Annotated in this window: 16 protein-coding genes; 12 read left to right on the top strand and 4 right to left on the bottom strand. The window is 33.3% G+C overall.

Annotation, left to right across the window (positions count from 1 at the left end):
- Positions 1-8: 8 nt before the first annotated feature.
- The 8 genes from RT228_RS08405 to RT228_RS08370 all read left to right on the top strand — a co-directional run bounded on the left by RT228_RS08405 (position 9) and on the right by RT228_RS08370 (position 12,144).
- On the top strand, positions 9-1,526 hold the full coding sequence (locus RT228_RS08405; protein ID WP_006257188.1) for a DUF6850 family outer membrane beta-barrel protein: 1,518 nt from the start codon (positions 9-11) through the stop codon (positions 1,524-1,526).
- Between the two features lie 16 nt (positions 1,527-1,542).
- Positions 1,543-2,673 (top strand): cytochrome-c peroxidase, encoded by a 1,131-nt coding sequence (locus tag RT228_RS08400; RefSeq protein ID WP_006257187.1) that lies wholly within the window; start codon positions 1,543-1,545, stop codon positions 2,671-2,673.
- Positions 2,674-2,978: 305 nt separating this feature from the next.
- Positions 2,979-5,720 (top strand): TonB-dependent receptor plug domain-containing protein, encoded by a 2,742-nt coding sequence (locus RT228_RS08395; RefSeq protein ID WP_058699315.1) that lies wholly within the window; start codon positions 2,979-2,981, stop codon positions 5,718-5,720.
- Between the two features lie 4 nt (positions 5,721-5,724).
- Positions 5,725-6,957 carry a DUF4876 domain-containing protein gene (locus RT228_RS08390; protein ID WP_006257185.1) on the top strand — a complete coding sequence of 411 codons (1,233 nt, stop codon included), beginning with the start codon at positions 5,725-5,727 and terminating at the stop codon, positions 6,955-6,957.
- Between the two features lie 12 nt (positions 6,958-6,969).
- Positions 6,970-8,499, top strand: a complete 1,530-nt coding sequence (locus RT228_RS08385) for a DUF6850 family outer membrane beta-barrel protein (protein ID WP_006257184.1) — start codon at positions 6,970-6,972, stop codon at positions 8,497-8,499.
- A 28-nt stretch (positions 8,500-8,527) separates the two neighbouring features.
- Positions 8,528-9,673 carry a cytochrome-c peroxidase gene (locus tag RT228_RS08380; RefSeq protein ID WP_006257183.1) on the top strand — a complete coding sequence of 382 codons (1,146 nt, stop codon included), beginning with the start codon at positions 8,528-8,530 and terminating at the stop codon, positions 9,671-9,673.
- A 243-nt stretch (positions 9,674-9,916) separates the two neighbouring features.
- The gene (locus RT228_RS08375) at positions 9,917-11,662 is read left to right on the top strand and encodes a nuclease-related domain-containing DEAD/DEAH box helicase (protein ID WP_006257182.1); all 1,746 of its coding nucleotides are present in this window, start codon (positions 9,917-9,919) and stop codon (positions 11,660-11,662) included.
- A 47-nt stretch (positions 11,663-11,709) separates the two neighbouring features.
- Positions 11,710-12,144 carry an FKBP-type peptidyl-prolyl cis-trans isomerase gene (locus RT228_RS08370; RefSeq protein WP_006257181.1) on the top strand — a complete coding sequence of 145 codons (435 nt, stop codon included), beginning with the start codon at positions 11,710-11,712 and terminating at the stop codon, positions 12,142-12,144.
- Positions 12,145-12,367: 223 nt separating this feature from the next.
- Here RT228_RS08370 and RT228_RS08365 read toward each other — a convergent pair whose 3' ends face one another.
- On the bottom strand, positions 12,368-13,243 hold the full coding sequence (locus tag RT228_RS08365; protein ID WP_006257180.1) for a helix-turn-helix domain-containing protein: 876 nt from the start codon (positions 13,241-13,243) through the stop codon (positions 12,368-12,370).
- A 525-nt stretch (positions 13,244-13,768) separates the two neighbouring features.
- Here RT228_RS08365 and RT228_RS08360 point away from each other — a divergent pair.
- The gene (locus tag RT228_RS08360) at positions 13,769-14,083 is read left to right on the top strand and encodes a winged helix-turn-helix transcriptional regulator (RefSeq protein WP_006257179.1); all 315 of its coding nucleotides are present in this window, start codon (positions 13,769-13,771) and stop codon (positions 14,081-14,083) included.
- On the opposite strand, the gene RT228_RS08355 is transcribed toward RT228_RS08360, so the two are convergent.
- Positions 14,069-14,596 carry a GNAT family N-acetyltransferase gene (locus RT228_RS08355; RefSeq protein WP_006257178.1) on the bottom strand — a complete coding sequence of 176 codons (528 nt, stop codon included), beginning with the start codon at positions 14,594-14,596 and terminating at the stop codon, positions 14,069-14,071. The genes RT228_RS08360 and RT228_RS08355 overlap by 15 nt on opposite strands.
- Before the next feature lie 264 nt (positions 14,597-14,860).
- Between RT228_RS08355 and brnQ the strand changes: the two genes are divergently transcribed.
- On the top strand, positions 14,861-16,186 hold the full coding sequence (brnQ, locus tag RT228_RS08350) for a branched-chain amino acid transport system II carrier protein (RefSeq protein WP_313138586.1): 1,326 nt from the start codon (positions 14,861-14,863) through the stop codon (positions 16,184-16,186).
- A gap of 55 nt (positions 16,187-16,241) precedes the next feature.
- Here the strand turns inward: brnQ and RT228_RS08345 are convergent, their stop codons facing one another.
- Together RT228_RS08345 and RT228_RS08340 are read right to left on the bottom strand one after the other, a co-directional pair.
- Positions 16,242-17,183: an MBL fold metallo-hydrolase gene (locus RT228_RS08345; RefSeq protein WP_006257176.1), complete on the bottom strand. Its 942-nt coding sequence runs from the start codon at positions 17,181-17,183 to the stop codon at positions 16,242-16,244.
- A gap of 111 nt (positions 17,184-17,294) precedes the next feature.
- Positions 17,295-17,636 carry a cupin domain-containing protein gene (locus RT228_RS08340; RefSeq protein ID WP_006257175.1) on the bottom strand — a complete coding sequence of 114 codons (342 nt, stop codon included), beginning with the start codon at positions 17,634-17,636 and terminating at the stop codon, positions 17,295-17,297.
- Between the two features lie 177 nt (positions 17,637-17,813).
- Here RT228_RS08340 and RT228_RS08335 point away from each other — a divergent pair, with 177 nt between their 5' ends.
- Together RT228_RS08335 and RT228_RS08330 are read left to right on the top strand one after the other, a co-directional pair.
- On the top strand, positions 17,814-18,809 hold the full coding sequence (locus tag RT228_RS08335) for an LLM class flavin-dependent oxidoreductase (RefSeq protein ID WP_006257174.1): 996 nt from the start codon (positions 17,814-17,816) through the stop codon (positions 18,807-18,809).
- A 49-nt stretch (positions 18,810-18,858) separates the two neighbouring features.
- Complete coding sequence (locus tag RT228_RS08330) at positions 18,859-19,401, top strand: hypothetical protein (protein WP_006257173.1); 543 nt, start codon at positions 18,859-18,861, stop codon at positions 19,399-19,401.
- Positions 19,402-20,178: the final 777 nt, after the last annotated feature.

Here is a 20,178-nt window from a genome sequence, read left to right as displayed (position 1 = left end):
AGTGTAGTATGAAGCACTTTCATTTTGGGTTATGTCTGTTGTCATTGTTGAGTACTGTATGGGGATATGGACAGCAGTCAGATTCATTGGCAATAAAAGTAAAGGAGAAGCAAGATGTAATACGTCATTTTGAAGAACCTATTTATGTCAATCCATCTCACTATTTAGACTATAGAAAGTACAGTTTAACTTCTTTCGAAATCGCAAAGCAGAATAGTAAGAATGAAACAACTTTAGCTCAAGAGGGCAAAAACAGAGATGATTTGTCTTTTCAAGCGAATGCTTACCATAAATTAGATAAGCATAGTGCTGTGTGGGGCAGTGCTACTTATCAACAGGGTAAGCGTAGAGATGTAATGTGGAATGAGAGTGCAGATTACGACTTAATATTTCCGTATGTGGTAGCTGATAGCGTAGGAGGAGATATTAAGTATGAAGATTATCATATCGCTGGTGGTTATGCCCAACGATTAGGAAAGTACAATATCGGTATCTCTGGTTTTTATAAAGCGAAGATGGAATACCGTAATATAGATCCTAGACCTAAGAATCTCTCTGCTCGATTAGGAGGGAATATAGGGGTGAGTAGAGTATTTGAGGAGCTCTTTACTATAGGGGTAAATACCTCAATAGAGAAATATACACAGAAACACAAGATGGACTTTTATAGTCCTACTGGATTTCCTGTGATATATGAGATGAGTGGAATGGGAAACTTCAATAATCTATTGAAAGGAAAAAGAAGAGAGGCTTATTATGATGGTTGGAGGTATGGCGGTTCTCTACAAGTATATGATACTTATCAGAAGAAGTGGTTTGCTACAGTAGGAATGAATATGTTTAGCTTTGAGAAGTTATTGTCTGATTTTGATGATTTGCAAGCTTCTAAAGTTAAAGATATAGAACATTTCTTCTCTGTAGGGAAGTTATTTGATATACAGGCTACTCAGTTAGGTGTTCGCTTAGATGGGAACATGAAGACGAGAAAGGGTACAGAGAATTTGTTTGTCAATGTGAGTGCTACAAACTATTTAAAGATAGGACAAGAAGAACAATATAAATACGAGAATAAGAATCTTAGATTAAGTGGAGTATTTAAGTATGAAACTTTAAATAGTGTGTATAGTATCTTACCTTATATAGGAATAACTCAAGAGGTAGAACGCTATAAAAAACCTTATTCTAAAACAGATATTCAGTATACCTATATAGGGGCAGATTTACAATGGATGTACACATTTAAAGATAGAAGTCTATTGACAGTAGCGTCTAATTGGAAGGTAAGACAAACTGCTAAAGAAAAGGCTGCTTTTAATTATGGAAATAGCAATGCTATAAATCAAATGCTGTTGAATAATTATGCTGTTCAGATAGCAGAGTATTGGGAAGGAAGCTTTAAGGTTCGTTATGATTTTGCTTTGCCGAAAGTAATAGATGTATTTGTAGGTGGAGAGTATTATTTCCAAAACTATAAGCAGTTTCAAAACAACAGTAGTGTGATGATGAGTTTAGGGATTACGTTTTAAAAGAGAGAGAAGATAGATGAAAAAAAAGGTAGGTGTTATTATTGGGGCGGTATTACTATTCATAGGATACACTAATTTCGAAGTAAGATCAGTTTCTGAATACACAGAGATTACGGATCAATATAAAAGACCTATAAGCTATTGGCCTAGTCCGATAATAGATAAGAGTGTAGAATGGAAAGAGTTTGGGGCAATAGAGGTAGATACATTATACTATGAGACACAAGATTTGCCAGAAGTGGTATTAGGTAAGGCACTGTTCTTTGACCCTAAGTTATCAAAGTCTAATCAGATATCTTGTAGCTCTTGTCACGATCCTGAAATGGGATGGACAGACCATAGACAGGTATCACTGGGGAATGATCATTTATTAGGAGCTAGGAATACTCCTTCTTTATACAATATTGCTGAGCGTAGTTCTTTCTTTTGGGATGGTAGAGCATTAACGTTAGAAGAGCAAGCGATGGGACCTTTATCTGCTCATCACGAAATGGATATGGATGTCAAATCACTACCTGCGAAGTTAAGCAAGTATAAAGAGTACAACCCCTTGTTTAAAGAAACTTACGGAGATGATAAAGTGACTTATGAAAGAATAGTGGGTGCAATAGCTACTTTTCAAAAGACAATCAAAAGTCAGCCTAGTCGTTTCGATAAGTTTATACAAGGGGAGTATCAGTACCTAACAGAACAAGAGATATATGGAATGCACTTATTTAGAACTAAGGCAGGATGTATGAATTGTCATCATGGGAAATATCTTACTGATGAGTCTTTTCACAATATAGGGTTGACATATTATAAGAGAGAGTACGAAGATTTAGGACTGTACTTACATACCAAAAAAGCAGAAGATGTAGGGAAATTTAAAACTCCTTCTTTAAGAGACCTATTAGTGACTAAGCCATGGATGCATAATGGGTTAATGGATGACTTAGAAGGAATAGTGAATCTGTATAATAGTGGGATGCACATGATAGATCCTACAGAGGAAGAGAAAGCATTAGATCCGCTCTTTCCTCTAACAGATCCACTGATGAAACCATTAAAATTAAATGAAAAAGAAATAAAAGCTATTGTAGCATTTTTAGAATCAATGTCAGGAAGTTACTATAAAATGGAGCGTCCTATATTTCCAACGAAGTAACGCTTATTTACTTTAATTAAATGTAAAAGGCTTCTTTAGAGTTAGTTCTAAAGAAGCCTTTTTATATTATTAGTAGTATAAAGTATACTATTTATATCGAAGTAACTTATAATGTGCTGATGAATTGTATGTAATATTATGTTTTATTTGATGATTGTGTTTAATTATTGTATAAAATAAAGATTTAAACTTATTTACATTCATTCTTAAATAGATATATAGAATTAATTTGAATCAAGTCTAAATAACTTGGAAGATATAGGTTTTGTTGACTACTTTTGGCATCCGATTAATTAAGTTATTCAATGACACGCTTATATCAAGTTATTCAAGTTCTACTTGTTACTTTCACAGTCTTGTTCTGTTCTTCTGTTTTTGCACAATCTTCTAAGTTGCAATTGAAGATCGTATTGCAAGATGCTCAAAATAAAAATATTAATAATGCTAGTATTCAGGTAACTGGAACAAAAGAGTCACAGTTAAAAGTTAGTGATGATCAAGGTATTGCTATTTTTGATTTGAAAGCTGATACTTATACTGTTGAGGTCTTTCATATTGGTTATGGAAGTTCTTCTACTGTAGTTAATTTACTTCAAAGTCAGACATTACCTATTACATTGACAGCTACTTCTAATATATTAGAAGAAATGGTCATTACTGCTACAGAGAGTAAAGGGCTTACTTCTACTTCTGTGATTAATCGTCAAGCGATGGAGCATTTACAACCATCAAGCTTTGCTGATTTAATGGAATTATTACCAGGAGGGCAAGCAAAGGATCCTAAACTTACGGTAGCAAATGCTGCTTTAATTAGAGAGAATAATCCAGGAGAGAAATACGCTACTGGAGCTCTAGGGGTACAGTTTATGGTAGATGATAATATTATTAATACTAATGCGGATATGCAGGTATCTGTAGGAGGAGCTAAGACTTCTCATATAGGAGTGGATATGCGTAGTTTGGCAACTAATGATATCGAAAGTGTTGAGGTTATTCGCGGTATACCTACGGCTGCCTATGGAGATTTGAGTTCAGGTCTGATTAAGATAAATAGAAAGATAGGGTATACACCACTACAAGCTCGTTTTAAAGTAGATGGTTTTAGCAAACTGTATTATGTAGGGAAAGGAATAGATACTAAGACAGGATGGAAACTGAATGCAAGTGTAGATTTCTTGGATGCTAAGAACGATCCTACAGATGTCCTTCAGAACTATAAGAGAGTATCATCATCATTGAGATCAGATAGAACATTTGTAGTAGGAGGATATGATCTGAGTTGGAAAGCAAATTTTGATTATAGTGGTACTGTTGATAACGATAAGTTTGATCCAGATACAGGTTATGATAGAACAGATAGTTATAAGAATAAAAAGCAGTACTTTTCATTAGGTAACAATCTAAAACTTGACTTTGGCAAAGAAGCTTTATTCAAGAATATAACCTTGAATGCTTATGTATCTCAAGGAATAGAAGATATTAAGGAGACTATCTTTATACAGCAGAATGGACGTGTAGCTATTCCTGTTGGAAATGAAACAGGAGAAAACGAAGGTGTATTTTTACCAACATCATACATAGCAACATCTAAGACAGAAGGCCGTCCTTTAAATATCAACACAAAGTTACAGTCAGAATTAGGTTTTTCTACTTTTGGGATTAAACATCATGGAGAAGTAGGGATGGACTTTAGATACTCAAAGAACAACGGTAGAGGAGAGTTATTCGATCCTTTATTACCTCCTTCTGTAGGGACTATGAAACGTCCTCGTCCTTTTAACGAAGTACCAGCTTCTCAGATATTAGCTGCTTATATAGGTGATCGTATGGAATATGACTTAGGTCAACATCACTTACAATTATATGCAGGAGTTAGAATGTCTAAATTATTAGGTGTTGGAAAAGAGTTTAGCATTAGTGATAGGGTATTTGCAGAGCCACGTGTCAACTTCCAATGGGGACTTCCTAAGCTAAAGATGGGACAGGAATATCTAAAGACTGATATTACAGTAGGATATGGAGAACTGTATAAACAACCTACTTTAGCTCTTCTATATCCACAAGATCGTTACTTCGATATGGTGCAAGTAAGTTACCTAGATCCTAAGACAGATAATGCATACGCACAGTTCTATACTTACAGAATGCCTTTGGCTAACCATAGTTTGATAGGCGCGAAGAATACGAAGAAAGAGATTCGTTTAGATTTAGAATATAAAAAACACAAGTTTTATATCACTTACTTCGATGAGAAGATGACAACAGGGTTTAGAGATATGACTCAGTTTATGGGGTTTGAGTATAAGCGATACGAGTCTAAAGATATAGTGTGGAATGATGAGTTAGGCAAGCCAGATTTAGATCAATCGCCATATTCATACAGACAGGACATGATGCAGTATACACATACTGAAAATGGAAGCTCAACATTAAAAGAAGGAATAGAGTTTGGATATTCTTCACCTCGTTTTGAAGGGATTAATACTCGTATTACTTTAAATGGAGCATGGTTTAAAACGACATATTCTAATAGCGCTTCTATTCTTTGGAGACCGGGTATCTCTGTAAATGGACAACAGTATTTATACACAGGTATTTATGCAGATGACAATGGGAATAGAAGATCATCTCTAGTGTACAATGTGGTTGTAGATACTTATTTGCCTAGCTTAGATATGAATATATCTGCCTCTTTACAGGGAGATGTGTTTAGAAGAAACCTAAATCTAAATAGAGTTGCTGCTCCTTATGCATATATGGGAATAGATAATGTAGTTCATCCTTATACGGAAGAAAGTGCAAATGATCCATTACTACAACATCTAGTTAGACCTGTTTCTAAGACAGATGGTATGGAGGAGAGAAGACCATTTACATTTAATGCTAATTTTAAAATATCAAAGAGAATATATAAATCAGTAAAGGCATCGATGTTCGTTAATCGATTATTCACACACTATTCTTCATATACATATAATGGAGTGAATGTAAATAGAAAAGATGATAGCGGACCTTACTTTGGAATGGAAATAAACTTCAATATTTAAGATAATGAGATTAAAGCATATATTTTTATACGGATTGATGATGACAATGAGCTTGTTAATGAGCTCGTGTTTGACAGATGATAATGCGCTTGGAAGTAATCAGAATTCGACTGTTTCTATGGCATTTAAAGTAGAAGGTATTAAAGAAATAAAAGAATTAGAAGTAGAGTTTGTTGAAGTTAATACAGGTTTAAGAATAGTGGAGAAAGCAGTAGGTTCTCTTTATTTCTCTGTAGCTCTACCTGTGGGGGCTTATAGAATGTCAGCAGAAGGAATAGGTGTATTAGAAGATAAAGAAGAAGTAGGACTAGGAAGTAAAAGCGAAATGCTAGATGTGACAGATCAGATAGTAAATATGACAATTAATTTATTTGTCAAACAACTTAACGATGACTTTATCTTTGAAGAAATATTCTTTGCTGGATTACAAACGACAGAATTAAAAGCATACCAAACAGGTAAATACTTTAAACTAGTTAATAATACTGATAGAGTACTTTATGCAGATGGATTATTGATCGCTCAATCTGAGTTTTTGACGACTAGAGATAACAAAGAAACACCAGATGTATTAAACGAAGCTTTCGTTTTACAATCTGTAATGATGTTACCAGGTAACGGTACACAGTACCCAGTAGAGCCAGGAGACTTTATTGTAATAGCAGATAATGCTCAGAATCATAACTTAGCCAATGTACCAGGGGCTGATTTATCTAATGCTGATTTTGAATTTCCTATTACTGAAAACCCTAAGAATGTACAACCAGATAATCCTAATGTACCTAATGTGATGATGATCTATACGAAGTTAAACTTTAGTATGTTCGCTATGCATGACCGTGGACAGACAGGATATATCGTAGCTCGTTTTCCTGAAGGAGAGAATGCAGATACTTGGTTAGCCAATTATAAGTTTGATTATAGTTATTTGACAGCTGCAGGGAAAGAACAGAAGTTCAGCAGATATAAAATGCCTAATACGTGGGTTATTGATGCTGTTAATGGAAGTATTCCTGATAAGTTTGAACGTCTAGTGACTGCTCCTTCTTTAGATAGCGGCTATTCATACTGTGCAACATCAGAATCTGATAAAGCGCGTTATGGAAAGACTATCAGAAGAAAAGTCTTAGGACCTAATGAGCAAGGTCGCAATGTGTATAAGGATACTAATAATTCTTCAGTTGATTTTGTTCCTCAGTCAGAGATGTCTCTAAAAGACGGAATACATCATAAATAAAATAAGAGTACATTGAAAAATACATATATAAATATAGTTGCGATAATTAGTGTATTATTTTGTGTTGAGGTTCAAGCTCAGGATAGAACAGATTCTAATTTATACGAAAGTAGACTAGCTCAACGGGATATGAATATCGTATTCGGACAAGACTTTTTTGCTAATCGTGCTTTCATGACATCGTATAGTCCTTTGTCTTTTTCTGAATTAAGTCTGAATTATCTATCAGACAGTAAGGATGCTTATTTGGTACAGGATGGAGATGGCTTAGATGCCTTTAAGGTTAATACCTCTTCTTATCAACGATTAAAGAATAATACTGTCCTATGGGGAAGCGCTTCTTATAATACTCAGAAGCAAAAGAATATGAAGTGGAATGAGAATCTTGACAGACATATCCTAGGACCTTATGTGTTAGGTGATTCTATAGGAGGTACCATGAAGCAAGAAATTTATCAGTTTGCAGGGGGGATGGCTAGACAATTTGATAAGTGGACAGTAGGAGGAGAAGTTAGTTATCAGGCCAAAAGTGGTTATAGAGAAATAGATCCAAGACCTAAGAATACCTCTTCAGATTTAAATTTGCGCATTGGAGTAAACTATAATGTTTATAAGGACTACGAATTAGGAGTGTATGCAAATTGGAATAAATATACTCAGAATAGTACAATTAAGTTTGTCAGTCTATTAGGGAAGCCCATAGCGTATCACCTGACAGGTTTAGGAGCTTATAATTATTACTTTAGTTCTGCTGTAGATATGAAGATGATTTATGAGGGAACAGGATATGAGGTAGGAGGAACTATAGCTAAGAATAAAGGTAAGGACTTTTTGATACAAGGTTCGTTTGGGCAGTTTGATATTGAGAAGAACTTTGGAAGTAGTCCTTCAAAAGAAATGTCTGTACTTAAAACTAAAAAATATACAATAGGAGGAATTAAATATATTGATCTAGATGAACATCGTTTAGGAGCAAAAGTTAATTACTTACTAAGTGAATCAAGAGGAATTGAGTCTTTTTATTCTAAAACAGAAAAGTTAGAGAGAAAGATAGGAGAGCAAGATCTGTATAAGTTTGTAAGAAGTGATGTGTATACGTCTTTATTTTATCAATATAGTACAGATGTTAGTAGATTAGTAGTTTCACCTTCTTTCACAGTAGAACAGACAGAAGAAAAGAGAAGAGATACTCAGGCTAGACAGCGATTCACATATTTACATTATGGATTAGAAGTTGATTATATGCGACAATTGAATCAATCTAATATCATAACAGTAAGCCCTTATTTTAGAGTGCGTAATCTTAAGGAGGATACTGTGAATTTGGTAACATCGTATAAGAGCCCTGCTATGACAGAATGGGTACAACATGATTTAGCGATTCAGACTGCTAATTATCAGACTTATGGTATTACAGCCAGATATGATGTGAAGGTTAGTAATATACCAGCCATGTTTGCTCAGATTCAGTATGAACAGACAAAGTATAATATAAACAAAACAAATAACTATATAGGAATGTCTCTAGGAGTTATTTTCTAAGCAGTTATTAACTAACAACAAATAAACAATGAAAAAGGTAGTTATTTTATTATCTGGATTCTTAGCTTTTGGATTATTTAGTTTTAGTCCAAAGTTTGTAGGATTCTTAGGAAGCGACAACCCTGAGTATCAAAAAATAATAGAAAGCTATAAGCAGCCTATTTCACAATGGCCGGCACCAACTATAGATGAAGGTGTGGAATGGAGTGAGATGGGAAGTATTAAACGTGATAACGACTATTTTACAGAACAAGCGAAACCTGAAGTAATTTTAGGTCGTATGTTATTCTTTGATCCTAAATTGTCAAAGTCTAATCAGATATCGTGTAGTTCATGTCATGATCCTGAATTAGGATGGACAGATAGACGTATGGTGGGACTTGGACATGATCACTTAAAAGGAGCACGTAATACCCCTTCGTTATATAATACTGCAGAGCGTACTTCTTATTTTTGGGACGGTAGAGCTAATAGTTTAGAAGAACAGGCTAATGGACCATTATCTGCTCATAACGAAATGGCAATGGACGTAGTAGATTTACCCGCCAAATTGAGTAAAGTACAAGGGTATAAACCTTATTTTAAAGAAGCTTTCGGTGATGAGAAGATTACCTATGACCGTATTGTAGGTGCTATAGCTACGTTTCAAAAGACAATTAAGAGTCAGCCTAGCCGAGTAGATGCTTTTATAGACGGTAAATATAAAGCGCTTAATGACCAAGAAATTTATGGTATGCATTTGTTTAGAACGAAAGGGAGATGTATGAATTGTCATCATGGGCAGTACTTGACAGATGAGTCTTTTCACAATATTGGATTGACTTACTATAAACGCAAGTTTGAAGATCTAGGTAGATATGAAGTAACGAAAGATCCTAATGATGTAGGGAAGTTTAAAACTCCTGGTTTAAGAGATCTTTTAAACACTAGACCTTGGATGCATAATGGATTATTTGACGATCTAGAAGGAATCGTAAATATGTATAATAGTGGTATGCACATGATAGATCCTACAGCAGAACAAAAAGCGAAAGATCCTTTATATCCTGTAACAGATCCTTTAATGAAACCTTTAGAGTTAACGAAAGAAGAAACAAAAGCGATAGTAGCATTCTTAGAATCTCTATCAGGAAGTAGATTTAAGATGAGAAGACCTGAGTTTCCAACAGAATAATATATTTATAAACGACTATTTAGAAATAAATAGTCGTTTATTTTTTGAATGATATCTTATGACATTCTCTAGGTCTATTTTTGCAATAGAATAATGAAGATGAAGAGGGAGTTTTTCATAATTTAAATGTAAATGTTATAGAAGGATAAGCTATTTTTAGTTTATCCTTTTTTAATTGTAGAATATAGAGTAGAGTTGAGGTAAAAGGCGTAATTTAGATGTTCATCAAAAAAATGTAGAGTCATGGCTTTAAAGATTTATCCGGAGTACCCTCTAGATGAGCTCGAGCAACTTTTTATAAATGGGAACAAGGTTCCTTATGGAGAGTTTTTAATATATGGAGATATTGTAGAATCCCTGTCTAAAAGCCCTCATGATTGGTATGTATGGTATAGTATGAAACTTCCTTTTCATGATAACTCTAAGATAAAAAGGGCTAAAGCGGACGCTGAGCTTGACTTTATCATTGTTTCTAAATTTGGAATTATTGTCTTAGAAGTAAAAGGGGGGAATATTTTTGTTGACCAAGGACGTTTCTGTTTTAAGGATGGTAAGCGTAAGAAGTGGCTAAACCAAAACCCTTTTGAACAAGTGAAGGGATATAAATACACTTTGATGAATAAAGTGTTCCCTAGCTTTAAGCATATATTATTCTGTGAAGCAGTGGCCTTTCCAACTACTAAAATTGCTATTGAGAATACTATTTATGATAAGAATCTTATATTTAGTGACTACACTCGACGCAATAGATATAAGAATATAGAGAAATTTCTATTACATATCTATGATTATTCTAAGCAGAAATTAGAGAATACACACCCTATTAGATTTAATAATCTATCGAAAGCAGAATTGGATAATATTGTGAATACATTCAGTCCAATGATTCAGGATACCAATGTCTTCCAATCTAGAAATTCGTTAGAATGGCTAAAAGAACGAAACTTAGAGATACTGTACTCTCTTTCTGAAAACCCGCGTTTAATGATAGAAGGAGCGCCAGGTACAGGTAAGACTACTATGGCGATGGCGTATAGTGAGATGCAGGTGGGAAGACACGGTATTTATTTGTGCTGGAACTCTTTGTTATGTGCTTATAATGCACAGAGGTTTAAGGCGAGTAATGTTCGTATAGACTGCATTACATTCACACAGTTTGTGATGAAGTATTTACCTGGTGTTACTGAGCGTGATCTTTTATATATAGAACCAGAGAAATTTGCAGACTATATTAGAAAGACGATTACTCATTTAGAAGAAATAGATAAGCTTCCTAATTATGATTATATGATTGTAGACGAAGCACAAGATTTGTTTGATCGTAATCTTCACTTAATGATGCATAAGTTATGTGGTAATCATAATGGAATGAAACAAGGGAATATTATGCTTCTTTATGATCTAGACCAAAGCTTCTCTCTTTTTGGACGTGATGTTTCTGATTATGCTTATTTCTTGAAAGAGTATTTTACTCATTTTAAATTACACAAAATACGACGAAGTGCACAGAAGTCACAGATTCGTCAGATTTCAGAACATATTCAAACGCATCCTGATGATTGGGATGAGGTGAGTGTGCATCAGAAAGAGTATGATGAAATTGAATTGCGTTCATTCTATGACCAAGTGACGATTAAAGAAGCAATGGAAGAAGTGATACGCAGTATTAATGACCCTAGTTCTTCATTAAACGCTGAGGATGTAATTGTGTTGGTACAAAGTAAAGTGTGGCAGAGACGTAATAACGTTGCTGATTTAATTCTAGAATTAGGAATGGAGGAGCTTACAGTTGAGAATCTTACATTAAAGCCTAAGAAACTCCAGTATACTACAGCAGTTAAGTTTAAAGGATTAGAACGTAAGAATGTTATTCTTGTAGTGGATAAACCGAATAAACTAACTCCTTATGAATGGTATGTGGGATGTACACGTGCTATGGATAACCTTAGTATTTGGCAATTACATACTTATAAAGAGCATGAAGGATAGAAATTATCTATTATTTTTGCAGGTAAGTTTAAAATAGAGTAATACTTATGAGTGTCGCAGAGTTATTAAAAAAAAGGAAAGAGCAGTTAGAACAGAAGAATAAAGAAGAAGGAGCTAAGTGTTTAGAAGAATATGTAAAGAAGGACGGAGTGATCTTATTGCCCTCAGGTGTAGCTTATGAGATTATAGCATTAGGTGAAGGGGACAAAGTAGAACTTTCTGATCGCATAGAATGTCATTATCATGGTACTAATATCAATGGAGAAGTTTTTGATAGTTCTATTGCTAGAGGGAAGACCGCTTCTTTCAACCTGAGCAAATTAATTCTAGCCTATCAACAGGTTGTTCCATTATTGCCAATAGGCACTAAGTTTAGAATGGTCACACCTCCAGAATACGCTTATAGAGAAGAGCATATTAGTAAAGAGATTGGTCCCTATAGCACTCTTGTATTTGAAGTAGAATTAGTAAATAAACTTTAATAGTGACAAAACAAAAAGCCACCTTCTAAAAGGTGGCTTTTTTAACAATAAAAAAGATTTAGGGCTACTATTCTTCATTTTTTTAGCTTGAAGATAAGCAATGTGTTTTTGCAGTTTTCTGCAATTGTAATTTTTAGTAAAGTTGTTTTCTATGTTCTTCCACAAAGTTAAGTTGAGTTATTCAATTGATTGTAAAACAATTCAAACATCTTTGTATCATTATTTAATTTTTGCGATATTGATTAGGAGTAAGTAAAGTATATTTCTTAAAAAAGCTAGAAAAATACGTTGGGTATTCAAATCCTAAACAATAGCCTATTTCAGCTACACTCCATGGTTTAGACTTTAGTAATTTTTGTGACTCTATTAATAGTCTCTCTTGGATACAGTCACTAGTACATTTTCCTATTGTTTTCTTTAAAGTATGATTGAGATGATTTACGTGTACATTCAGCACTTTTGCAAAATCATTAGGCGTTTTCAATTTGATTACTGTATTTGTTTTTTCAATCGGAAATTGCTTTTCTAATAATTCTAAGAATTTTGAACACAATCTTTGTGGTGCATTTACACTCTGGTCTACAGTATAAGTAGCATTTAGTTTATTGCTTTGATGTATTATGATTTCAATATAGTTACGCATTAATTCGTATTTCTGCGCATACTTTTGATTGTTTTCTTCTTCAATTCTCTTAAATACATAAGAAATAAACTCATCTTGTTGTGGCGTTAAAAGGTAAATAGGATTCTCGTGTAAGTGGGCAAGAATGCTTTTTAATAAGTGACTTTTATAGCCTAAGAAGCTGCTGTTAAATAAACAGTAGTATCCTTCCGGTTTTTCTGATACTGGTTCGAATGTATAATGAGATACCGGGTTAGAAAAGAATAATGATGGACCTTCTAACTCAATCACTTTATTTCCATCAAAGAATTTACTCTTTGATTTTAAATAAGAAAGTTTGTAATAACTCCTTTTGTTATATGGAGATATTTTCTTTGTTTCGTCCCCTTGTTGAAAAATGATAAAATCATCTTTAGGTGGATTCTTAAATTCCACTATTTTAGTTGGAATTACGATCTTTGATGCTGTGCTTGTCATGATGTAGGTGATTTTTAATACGCAAACTCGGTTGGGGAGTGTGAGTTTTGTGTATTAGGTTTATACTAAGTCGTGTTTTTTAAATGGCTAATCATATTTAAATTTTATGTTAATAATATGTTGATGTTTTGTTAGTGTAAAATTAATAATATGAAATATATCAATGTTGTGTAAAAAGTGTTTTTTATTGTCTTTTTTACTTAAAATGAATTGATTATTATATTTATTGTGTTTTAAAATTGTTATTTATTCATTTGATTTATATATATGAGTATTTTATTTTTACGATTTATTACATATGATTGATTATAATTTAATATTTGAAACATATTATTTTGTAATTTATATGATAAAATAATAAAGCAAAAAATGAGACTTTTTTGACCATTTGCTTAGTCTGAAATGAGAAATTGTTGGAAGTGATGTTATATTTTAATATTCTGTAGTATTAAAAGAATATCAATTACACTAGTTTTTCCATTATAAAGGGAATTGTGTAGCTTTGTAACTAAATAAATATGAATTATGGTTAACAACGATGAGAAAACTACTAAGTGCCCAGCAGAAGAACTAATAAAAACGCTTGGTGGCAAATGGAAAGTTCATATCATTCATATTACAGAAGAGCAGCCTAGGAGGTTTAGAGATTATATGCGTTTATTAGAAGGTGCTAATAAACAATCTGTCTCTGTAGCTTTAAAAGAGTTGGAAGAGGATGGCTTCTTAATTAAGAGTATAATTAATCAAAAGCCATTGCATATTGAGTACTCTCTTACAGAGAGAGCTAGACTAGTGATACCAGTATTTGATAATTTGTATCATGCCCTACAGAGTAGATAAGATTTCTTTCTGGTAGAGTAACTTGTAGGTGTTGTTATCCAGTTCTTGTCTATCTATAAGTGAATAATTCATTTTTTCTAATAGCTTACGTGAGGATATATTACTCTCATAGAGTTGCGCGATAAGGATTTTCGAAGCATATTTTTGTTGAATGAAGAGTTCTATACCATGTAGTAATTCTGTACCATAACCTTTTTGCCAATAATCCTTATATATAATGTACCCTATCTCTATTTTTTCTTCTTGGTCTGTGTATTTAAGGAGGAGTATTTCTCCTATTATATTAGTTCGTGAGTTATGAGTTAAAGAAATTTTATAGATTCCTAATCCTTGAGAATAGAGGAGATCGTTTTTTGCATATTTATTTCTTAAAGCATCAGAATCCCAGTGATTTGCCCTAGATGGAATCCATTTCATTGTGTCAGGACAGTTATGAATCTTTAATAGGTCATTTAAGTCTTCTCCTAATTGAATTGTTTCTATTTTTAAGTTATTGGTAGTAAAAAGAATCATTTTTTAGTTTTTTTTGTTTCTAATTCGGTTATTGGTGTTGTTTTTTTTAACATATTCTAGAAGGTGTTAAATTATCACTGAATCTAAATGAATATGGTGTAAAATATTGGTATGTATATATCTAAGCCGATTATTATTTTATATATTGTGCTCCTCTTAAGTAAAACTAAAGATATTGAATGTTATTTTTAAGTACAAATTTTAAGAAATTTTACTGATTTTACTATAGAATAAAACAAATGTTAACTACCTAAAATTTAATGAATGAATAAAAAATCCATCTTTGATGCAGTAACTATTGGTTTTGCATTGTTTGCCATGTTTTTTGGTGCTGGAAATATAATTTTGCCTCCTATTATTGGATTGTTTACAGAAGGTTCTTGGACCTCGGCTGTTACAGGGTTTTCTATCACCGCAATACTAGCACCCTTTTTAGGAATTGTTGCTGTATTGATTTCTGGAGACGAATTTACAGACTTAGGTAAACGGATCAATAGTACATTAGGATGGGTATTAGCTACAGCTATTATTCTTAGTATAGGACCATTGGTTGCTATTCCTCGTACAGCAGCAACAACCTTTGAGATAGGGGTATTATCTGTCTTTCCTGATTTTAGTGCAGTATGGTCTTCTGTTATTTTCTTTGGGATTACGTTGTTACTTTCGATATCTCCGTCTAAGGTAGTTAATATTATAGGTAAGTATTTGACACCTATGTTGTTAGTTCTTTTGGTAGCGATGGTAGTGATTGGTATAGTCAATCCTTTAGATACTTCTAAGTTAGTTAATACTTCTTATCCAGATCCATTTAGACTTGGATTTGCTGAGGGATATCAGACTATGGATGTATTAGCATCAGTGATTTATGCTGGTATTATCATCTCTGCAGTGAAGGCTGCTGGCTATGTGAGTTCTAAAGAGAAAACAAAGGTTACTTATATGTCAGGTGTTGTTGCTATCTCATGTTTATTATTCATATATGGTGGATTAGTATACTTAGGAGCAACCTCAGGTTACCCTATTACAGATGATTTAAAGAGAACAGAGTTATTGTTGCATATCTCTAATGGAGTATTAGGTAGTCAAGGGACTCTGGCATTATCATTATGTATAGCTTTAGCTTGTTTGACCACTGCGATTGCGTTAGTGTGTGCTACTGGTACCTTCTTCAGCCAATTAACGAAAGTAAAACTTAGTTATCAGTTTGTGGTTGTAGTTACTTGTATTTCTTCTGCAGTATTAGCAGTCAAAGGAGTGGATAGTATTATTGATTATGCAGCCCCATTTTTAGGAATCATATATCCTATTACATTGACATTGATCATTTATATGGTGGCTTTTGGTAAATCTGTGACTAGAAAAGCTCCTTTCGTTGGAGCAATCTTAACTACTACAGTTGTAGCATTGATTCAGTTTAGCTCTTTTATTGCTTTTAAATATGACTTTATAGAGTATTCTCAGTCATCTGCAGAATTTATTAAGTCATTGCCATTGAGTAGTTATGACGTACCTTGGTTGATTCCATCGTTAGTAGCATTCTTTCTTGTGTTTATTGTAGACAAGATGTTCTTTAAACAAAAATCAAATTAATGATAAGGATATAGTATATAACCAAAAAAGCCGTCTACGCAGACGGCTTTTTTGGTTATTGTAACTTTATTTTTTGCCCTTGTACAGGGAAGATATAGTTGATTTTAAATTCGTTTTGATTAGCTAATTCTTCTTTGATAGTATTTATAGCTGTCCCACTAGGTTTTAGATGTGTAATAACTATATTTAAATCTTTTAAGTTTTCTTTACCTACATGATTTGCTAGATTACCTAATTCCTCATTTAACAGTTTGGGTGTTAAGTGTCCGAATAGTTTATCTTCAGGTTGGCTATTTGGAAAAGATACTTCTATTAATATAGTCTTAAGGTTCTTATTAATGATTAGAGGTGCTATGTACTCCCAGATATAGTTAAGTTTAGTCGTTTTCTCTACTCTATCAGCTCCTGTATCTCCGAAGTAGAGTACATACTCATCATTATTTCTTACTAATATAGCTGAGCTTAACTGTGGATTTACATGACTAAGTTCAAATACTTCAGCAGATAGAGAAGTGTTCTCTATATTGAAGGATTGTGCTGGTTTTACTCTTGTATATTTGTATTTACCTAGTATAGGTTTTTCTCCTTCATTACCGAAGTTAGCCCATGAAGCATTAGTGAAATAGTTATTCTTAAAAATATCAATGACAAATGGTAACGCATATATAGGCTTAGAAGAATCCTCAGGAGAGTTTATAATCAGTCCTGATAGATGGTCTAGATGCCCATGTGATATAAAATACCCTTTGATATAGTCGCGTAGTATCGTACCATTATCTGCTGAGAATGTTTTTTCTTCGATTGCTTTATTGATACCACTATGTATAGTACCAGCATCTAGAGCGATATAGCTATTTGTGTTTTCTACTCCGATAAGATAAGACGATAAGTTGCTTTCATCTCCACCGCCATAGACTCCTAATGGGATAATTTCTAGATTTTGTGCCAGACAGAATGTACTTGATAGTAACAGTATGCTAGATATTATTTTTTTCATTTTTTTCTGATTTGTGCAAATTTACTGTACTTATAAGGATTCTTTGTTATCTAATAAGCAATATATTTTAGCAGGTATTGGCGTAGTAATACTTGTAGAAGATAACTATACTTAGTCCTTGATGACATTCATCACTCTTGTGACCTGATCAGATTTATGTAAGGTTAGTCGTACTATGCTATCCTCTAGAGCTGTTAGGTCATGTGGGATATTAGGTTCTAGCGCGATTAAGTGTCCCTCTTTTAAGTCATAAGGCTTTCCTTCCACCCCGAATGTTATCGCTCCTTTTACGATTTCCACGACTATAGGGAAGGATGTCTTATGTTCTTTCATCTCTTGTCCTTTTTTGAATACAATTCTGATTTCTTTAGAAAAGTCGTTATCCACTAGTATTTTGATAGCTGGTTTCTTCTCACCATACTCTATCTGCTCTAATAAGTTCTGTATGTGCATCATATTATTTAAGTAATGATTAGTGTTATAAATTTACGATTTTTTATTGGTATAAATTATTGTTTATAAGCTTATTAATAAGTTAATATAACTCATGGTGTTAATTTTTTATAACAGCGAATAGCATTCTGTTTATTAATGTTATCTTGTGTCATATCATTTTAATTGAATTTTTATATGAATCATAATATACCATTCTCATTCTTAGATCTTGCGATTATAGGTGAGGATAAAACAACGACTGAAACTTTACAGAATGTTTTAAAAGTAGCACAACATATTGAAAAAGTTGGCTTTAATAGACTATGGTTGGCAGAACATCATAATATGCCACATATAGCTTCTTCCGCCACATCTGTTTTGATTGGATATTTGGCAGGAGGGACATCTACATTGAGAATAGGTTCAGGAGGGGTGATGTTACCAAACCATCCATCTTTAGTTATTGCTGAACAGTTTGGAACCTTGGAGGCGTTATATCCAGGTAGAATAGATCTTGGATTAGGTAGGGCACCAGGTACCGATCAGGCTACAGCCCTTGCTTTGAGACGTAATGACGTACATGCAGCTAATTTTTTCCCACAACAGATAGAGGAGCTAAAGCGTTTTTTTAAAGTAAATGAAGGAGCTAAGGTAAGAGCATTTCCTGGAGAAGGATGTGATATACCGATGTGGATACTAGGATCTAGTACAGATAGTGCATATTTAGCAGCTGAGTTAGGTTTGCCGTATGCATTTGCAAGTCATTTTGCTCCAGATCATTTATTACAAGCAGCTAATATTTATAGAAAGAATTTTGTACCATCTGCACAATTAGATAAACCCTATTTTATGCCTTGTGTGAATGCAATAGTTGCAGATACGAATGAAAAAGCTGAACAACTAGCTACATCATTTTATAAAATGTTTTTAGGAATTATTAGAAATGATAGAAAACCTCTTCAGAGACCTTGTGAATCTATGGAGGGCAATTGGACAGACTATGAAGAGTTCATTGTAAAGCAAAAAACATTTTTCTCTTTTATAGGAGACAAAGAAGGAATAAAAAGCGGTTTAACAGATTTCTTTAATACGATTGAGGTTGATGAGATTATGATCACTACTCCGATCTATGGAGTAGAGGAACGCATAAGAAGTGTTGAATTGTTTTCAGAGATTATGAAAAACAAATAAAAGTTTTGTTCCTTTACAATCCTATAATATTTAAAATAACAGAATAACGATGATAAGAAGTATTGTTATAATGATGAGCTTATTTACTTTCTTTTTGATTTCTTGTAGTGAGTCTACAGTGCCAAAAGAAGTAAATATTGGTGATTTGGGGACGATTGAGGTTCCTAGTGAACTCTCTCTTGCTAAAAATCTGAATAAAGATGCCGTCCTTCAAATGGAAAACAAAAAGGATGATTTCTATGTAGTGATAGTGGAAGATAATAAGGTAGAGTTTAAAGAGATTGTTGAAGAGGTTTATGGCAATCCAGCTCCTAACTTTAAAGTTTATGCTGAATTAGCGAATTCTTCTATCGCTTCTAGTTTGAATTTAAAACAAGATACAGAACTAGAACAGACTAGTGTGAATGGACTACCTGCTTATTTGACTAGTTATGATGGAGATTTAAATGGGACTCTCGTTCATTATAAACTAGCTTGTATAGAAGGAAAAGATAGATACTATCAAATAGTGAGCTGGACTACTATGGTTAAAAAGAAGAAATATGAGAGCGTGATGACTTCAATGCTTGAATCCTTTAAAGAAAAGAAATAATTATAGAGTAAGGCTCTTGTCAGTAGGTAAGAGCTTTTTTCATTAAAGAATGTATTACCCGCAGCCCTAGATCATATAGTCTAGGGCTTTTTTGTTACTATATTTTAAGCCCCCTCTTCAAGAGTGCGACAAGACCTCTTCAATATTGCTTCAAGAAAGAGGTGCTCAGATAGAGCAATCTTGGAGAAATGTTGAAGCGGTGTTGAAGAAGTAGGCATAAAGGCTTGCTATTACTGGGATACAGAAGTGTTTTGGCTTTAGAAAGATAATACTGGTAATTTACTTTACTTTTTGATAGACAATTGTTTACGATGATAATTACTCAATGTGAGAATAAAAAAAGTACATCTGTTTTTCTTCGAAACAAGATAATAGCCATATAATAAGGGACTTTTCTTCTAAAAAAGCATACCTATATAAGTAGATCAACTACAAAAAAGTAGATAAAACACCTTTATATAGGATAAAGTAACATTTAGAAGTAGACAGAAAGGGCATAAGAAGGCATATTCTCAATTATTACATATATATAATAGAGTACAATATTAAGTACTGCTCTTTACGTATATATAGTATAGAGACGCCATAACGCTATAACCTTTAAAAAAAGATAAAAAAACTTTCGATCGTAAAAGGTGGTATAATAATGAGTTATGAAATACTTTTTAAAAACCTTTAAAAAAAGACAAAGATAAGTTTGGAAGTAAGGGAAAAGATACTATTTTTGCATCCGCATTAGAGAAGTAATAACGACTCTAGAGGCAGACGATCATAAAC

The organism is Myroides sp., from assembly GCF_032073645.1.
In the GTDB taxonomy this organism is placed as follows: domain Bacteria; phylum Bacteroidota; class Bacteroidia; order Flavobacteriales; family Flavobacteriaceae; genus Flavobacterium; species Flavobacterium odoratimimum.
This window is presented reverse-complemented; position numbering and strand designations above follow the sequence as displayed.

Coding starts and splice junctions, on each gene's coding strand:
- RT228_RS08330 (WP_006257173.1), top strand. CDS start 18,859: ATGATAAGAAGTATTGTTATAATGATGAGCTTATTTACTTTCTTTTTG.
- RT228_RS08395 (WP_058699315.1), top strand. CDS start 2,979: ATGACACGCTTATATCAAGTTATTCAAGTTCTACTTGTTACTTTCACA.
- RT228_RS08390 (WP_006257185.1), top strand. CDS start 5,725: ATGAGATTAAAGCATATATTTTTATACGGATTGATGATGACAATGAGC.
- RT228_RS08345 (WP_006257176.1), bottom strand. CDS start 17,183: ATGAAAAAAATAATATCTAGCATACTGTTACTATCAAGTACATTCTGT.
- RT228_RS08375 (WP_006257182.1), top strand. CDS start 9,917: ATGGCTTTAAAGATTTATCCGGAGTACCCTCTAGATGAGCTCGAGCAA.
- RT228_RS08340 (WP_006257175.1), bottom strand. CDS start 17,636: ATGCACATACAGAACTTATTAGAGCAGATAGAGTATGGTGAGAAGAAA.
- RT228_RS08380 (WP_006257183.1), top strand. CDS start 8,528: ATGAAAAAGGTAGTTATTTTATTATCTGGATTCTTAGCTTTTGGATTA.
- RT228_RS08335 (WP_006257174.1), top strand. CDS start 17,814: ATGAATCATAATATACCATTCTCATTCTTAGATCTTGCGATTATAGGT.
- RT228_RS08400 (WP_006257187.1), top strand. CDS start 1,543: ATGAAAAAAAAGGTAGGTGTTATTATTGGGGCGGTATTACTATTCATA.
- brnQ (WP_313138586.1), top strand. CDS start 14,861: ATGAATAAAAAATCCATCTTTGATGCAGTAACTATTGGTTTTGCATTG.
- RT228_RS08405 (WP_006257188.1), top strand. CDS start 9: ATGAAGCACTTTCATTTTGGGTTATGTCTGTTGTCATTGTTGAGTACT.
- RT228_RS08365 (WP_006257180.1), bottom strand. CDS start 13,243: ATGACAAGCACAGCATCAAAGATCGTAATTCCAACTAAAATAGTGGAA.
- RT228_RS08360 (WP_006257179.1), top strand. CDS start 13,769: ATGGTTAACAACGATGAGAAAACTACTAAGTGCCCAGCAGAAGAACTA.
- RT228_RS08370 (WP_006257181.1), top strand. CDS start 11,710: ATGAGTGTCGCAGAGTTATTAAAAAAAAGGAAAGAGCAGTTAGAACAG.
- RT228_RS08355 (WP_006257178.1), bottom strand. CDS start 14,596: ATGATTCTTTTTACTACCAATAACTTAAAAATAGAAACAATTCAATTA.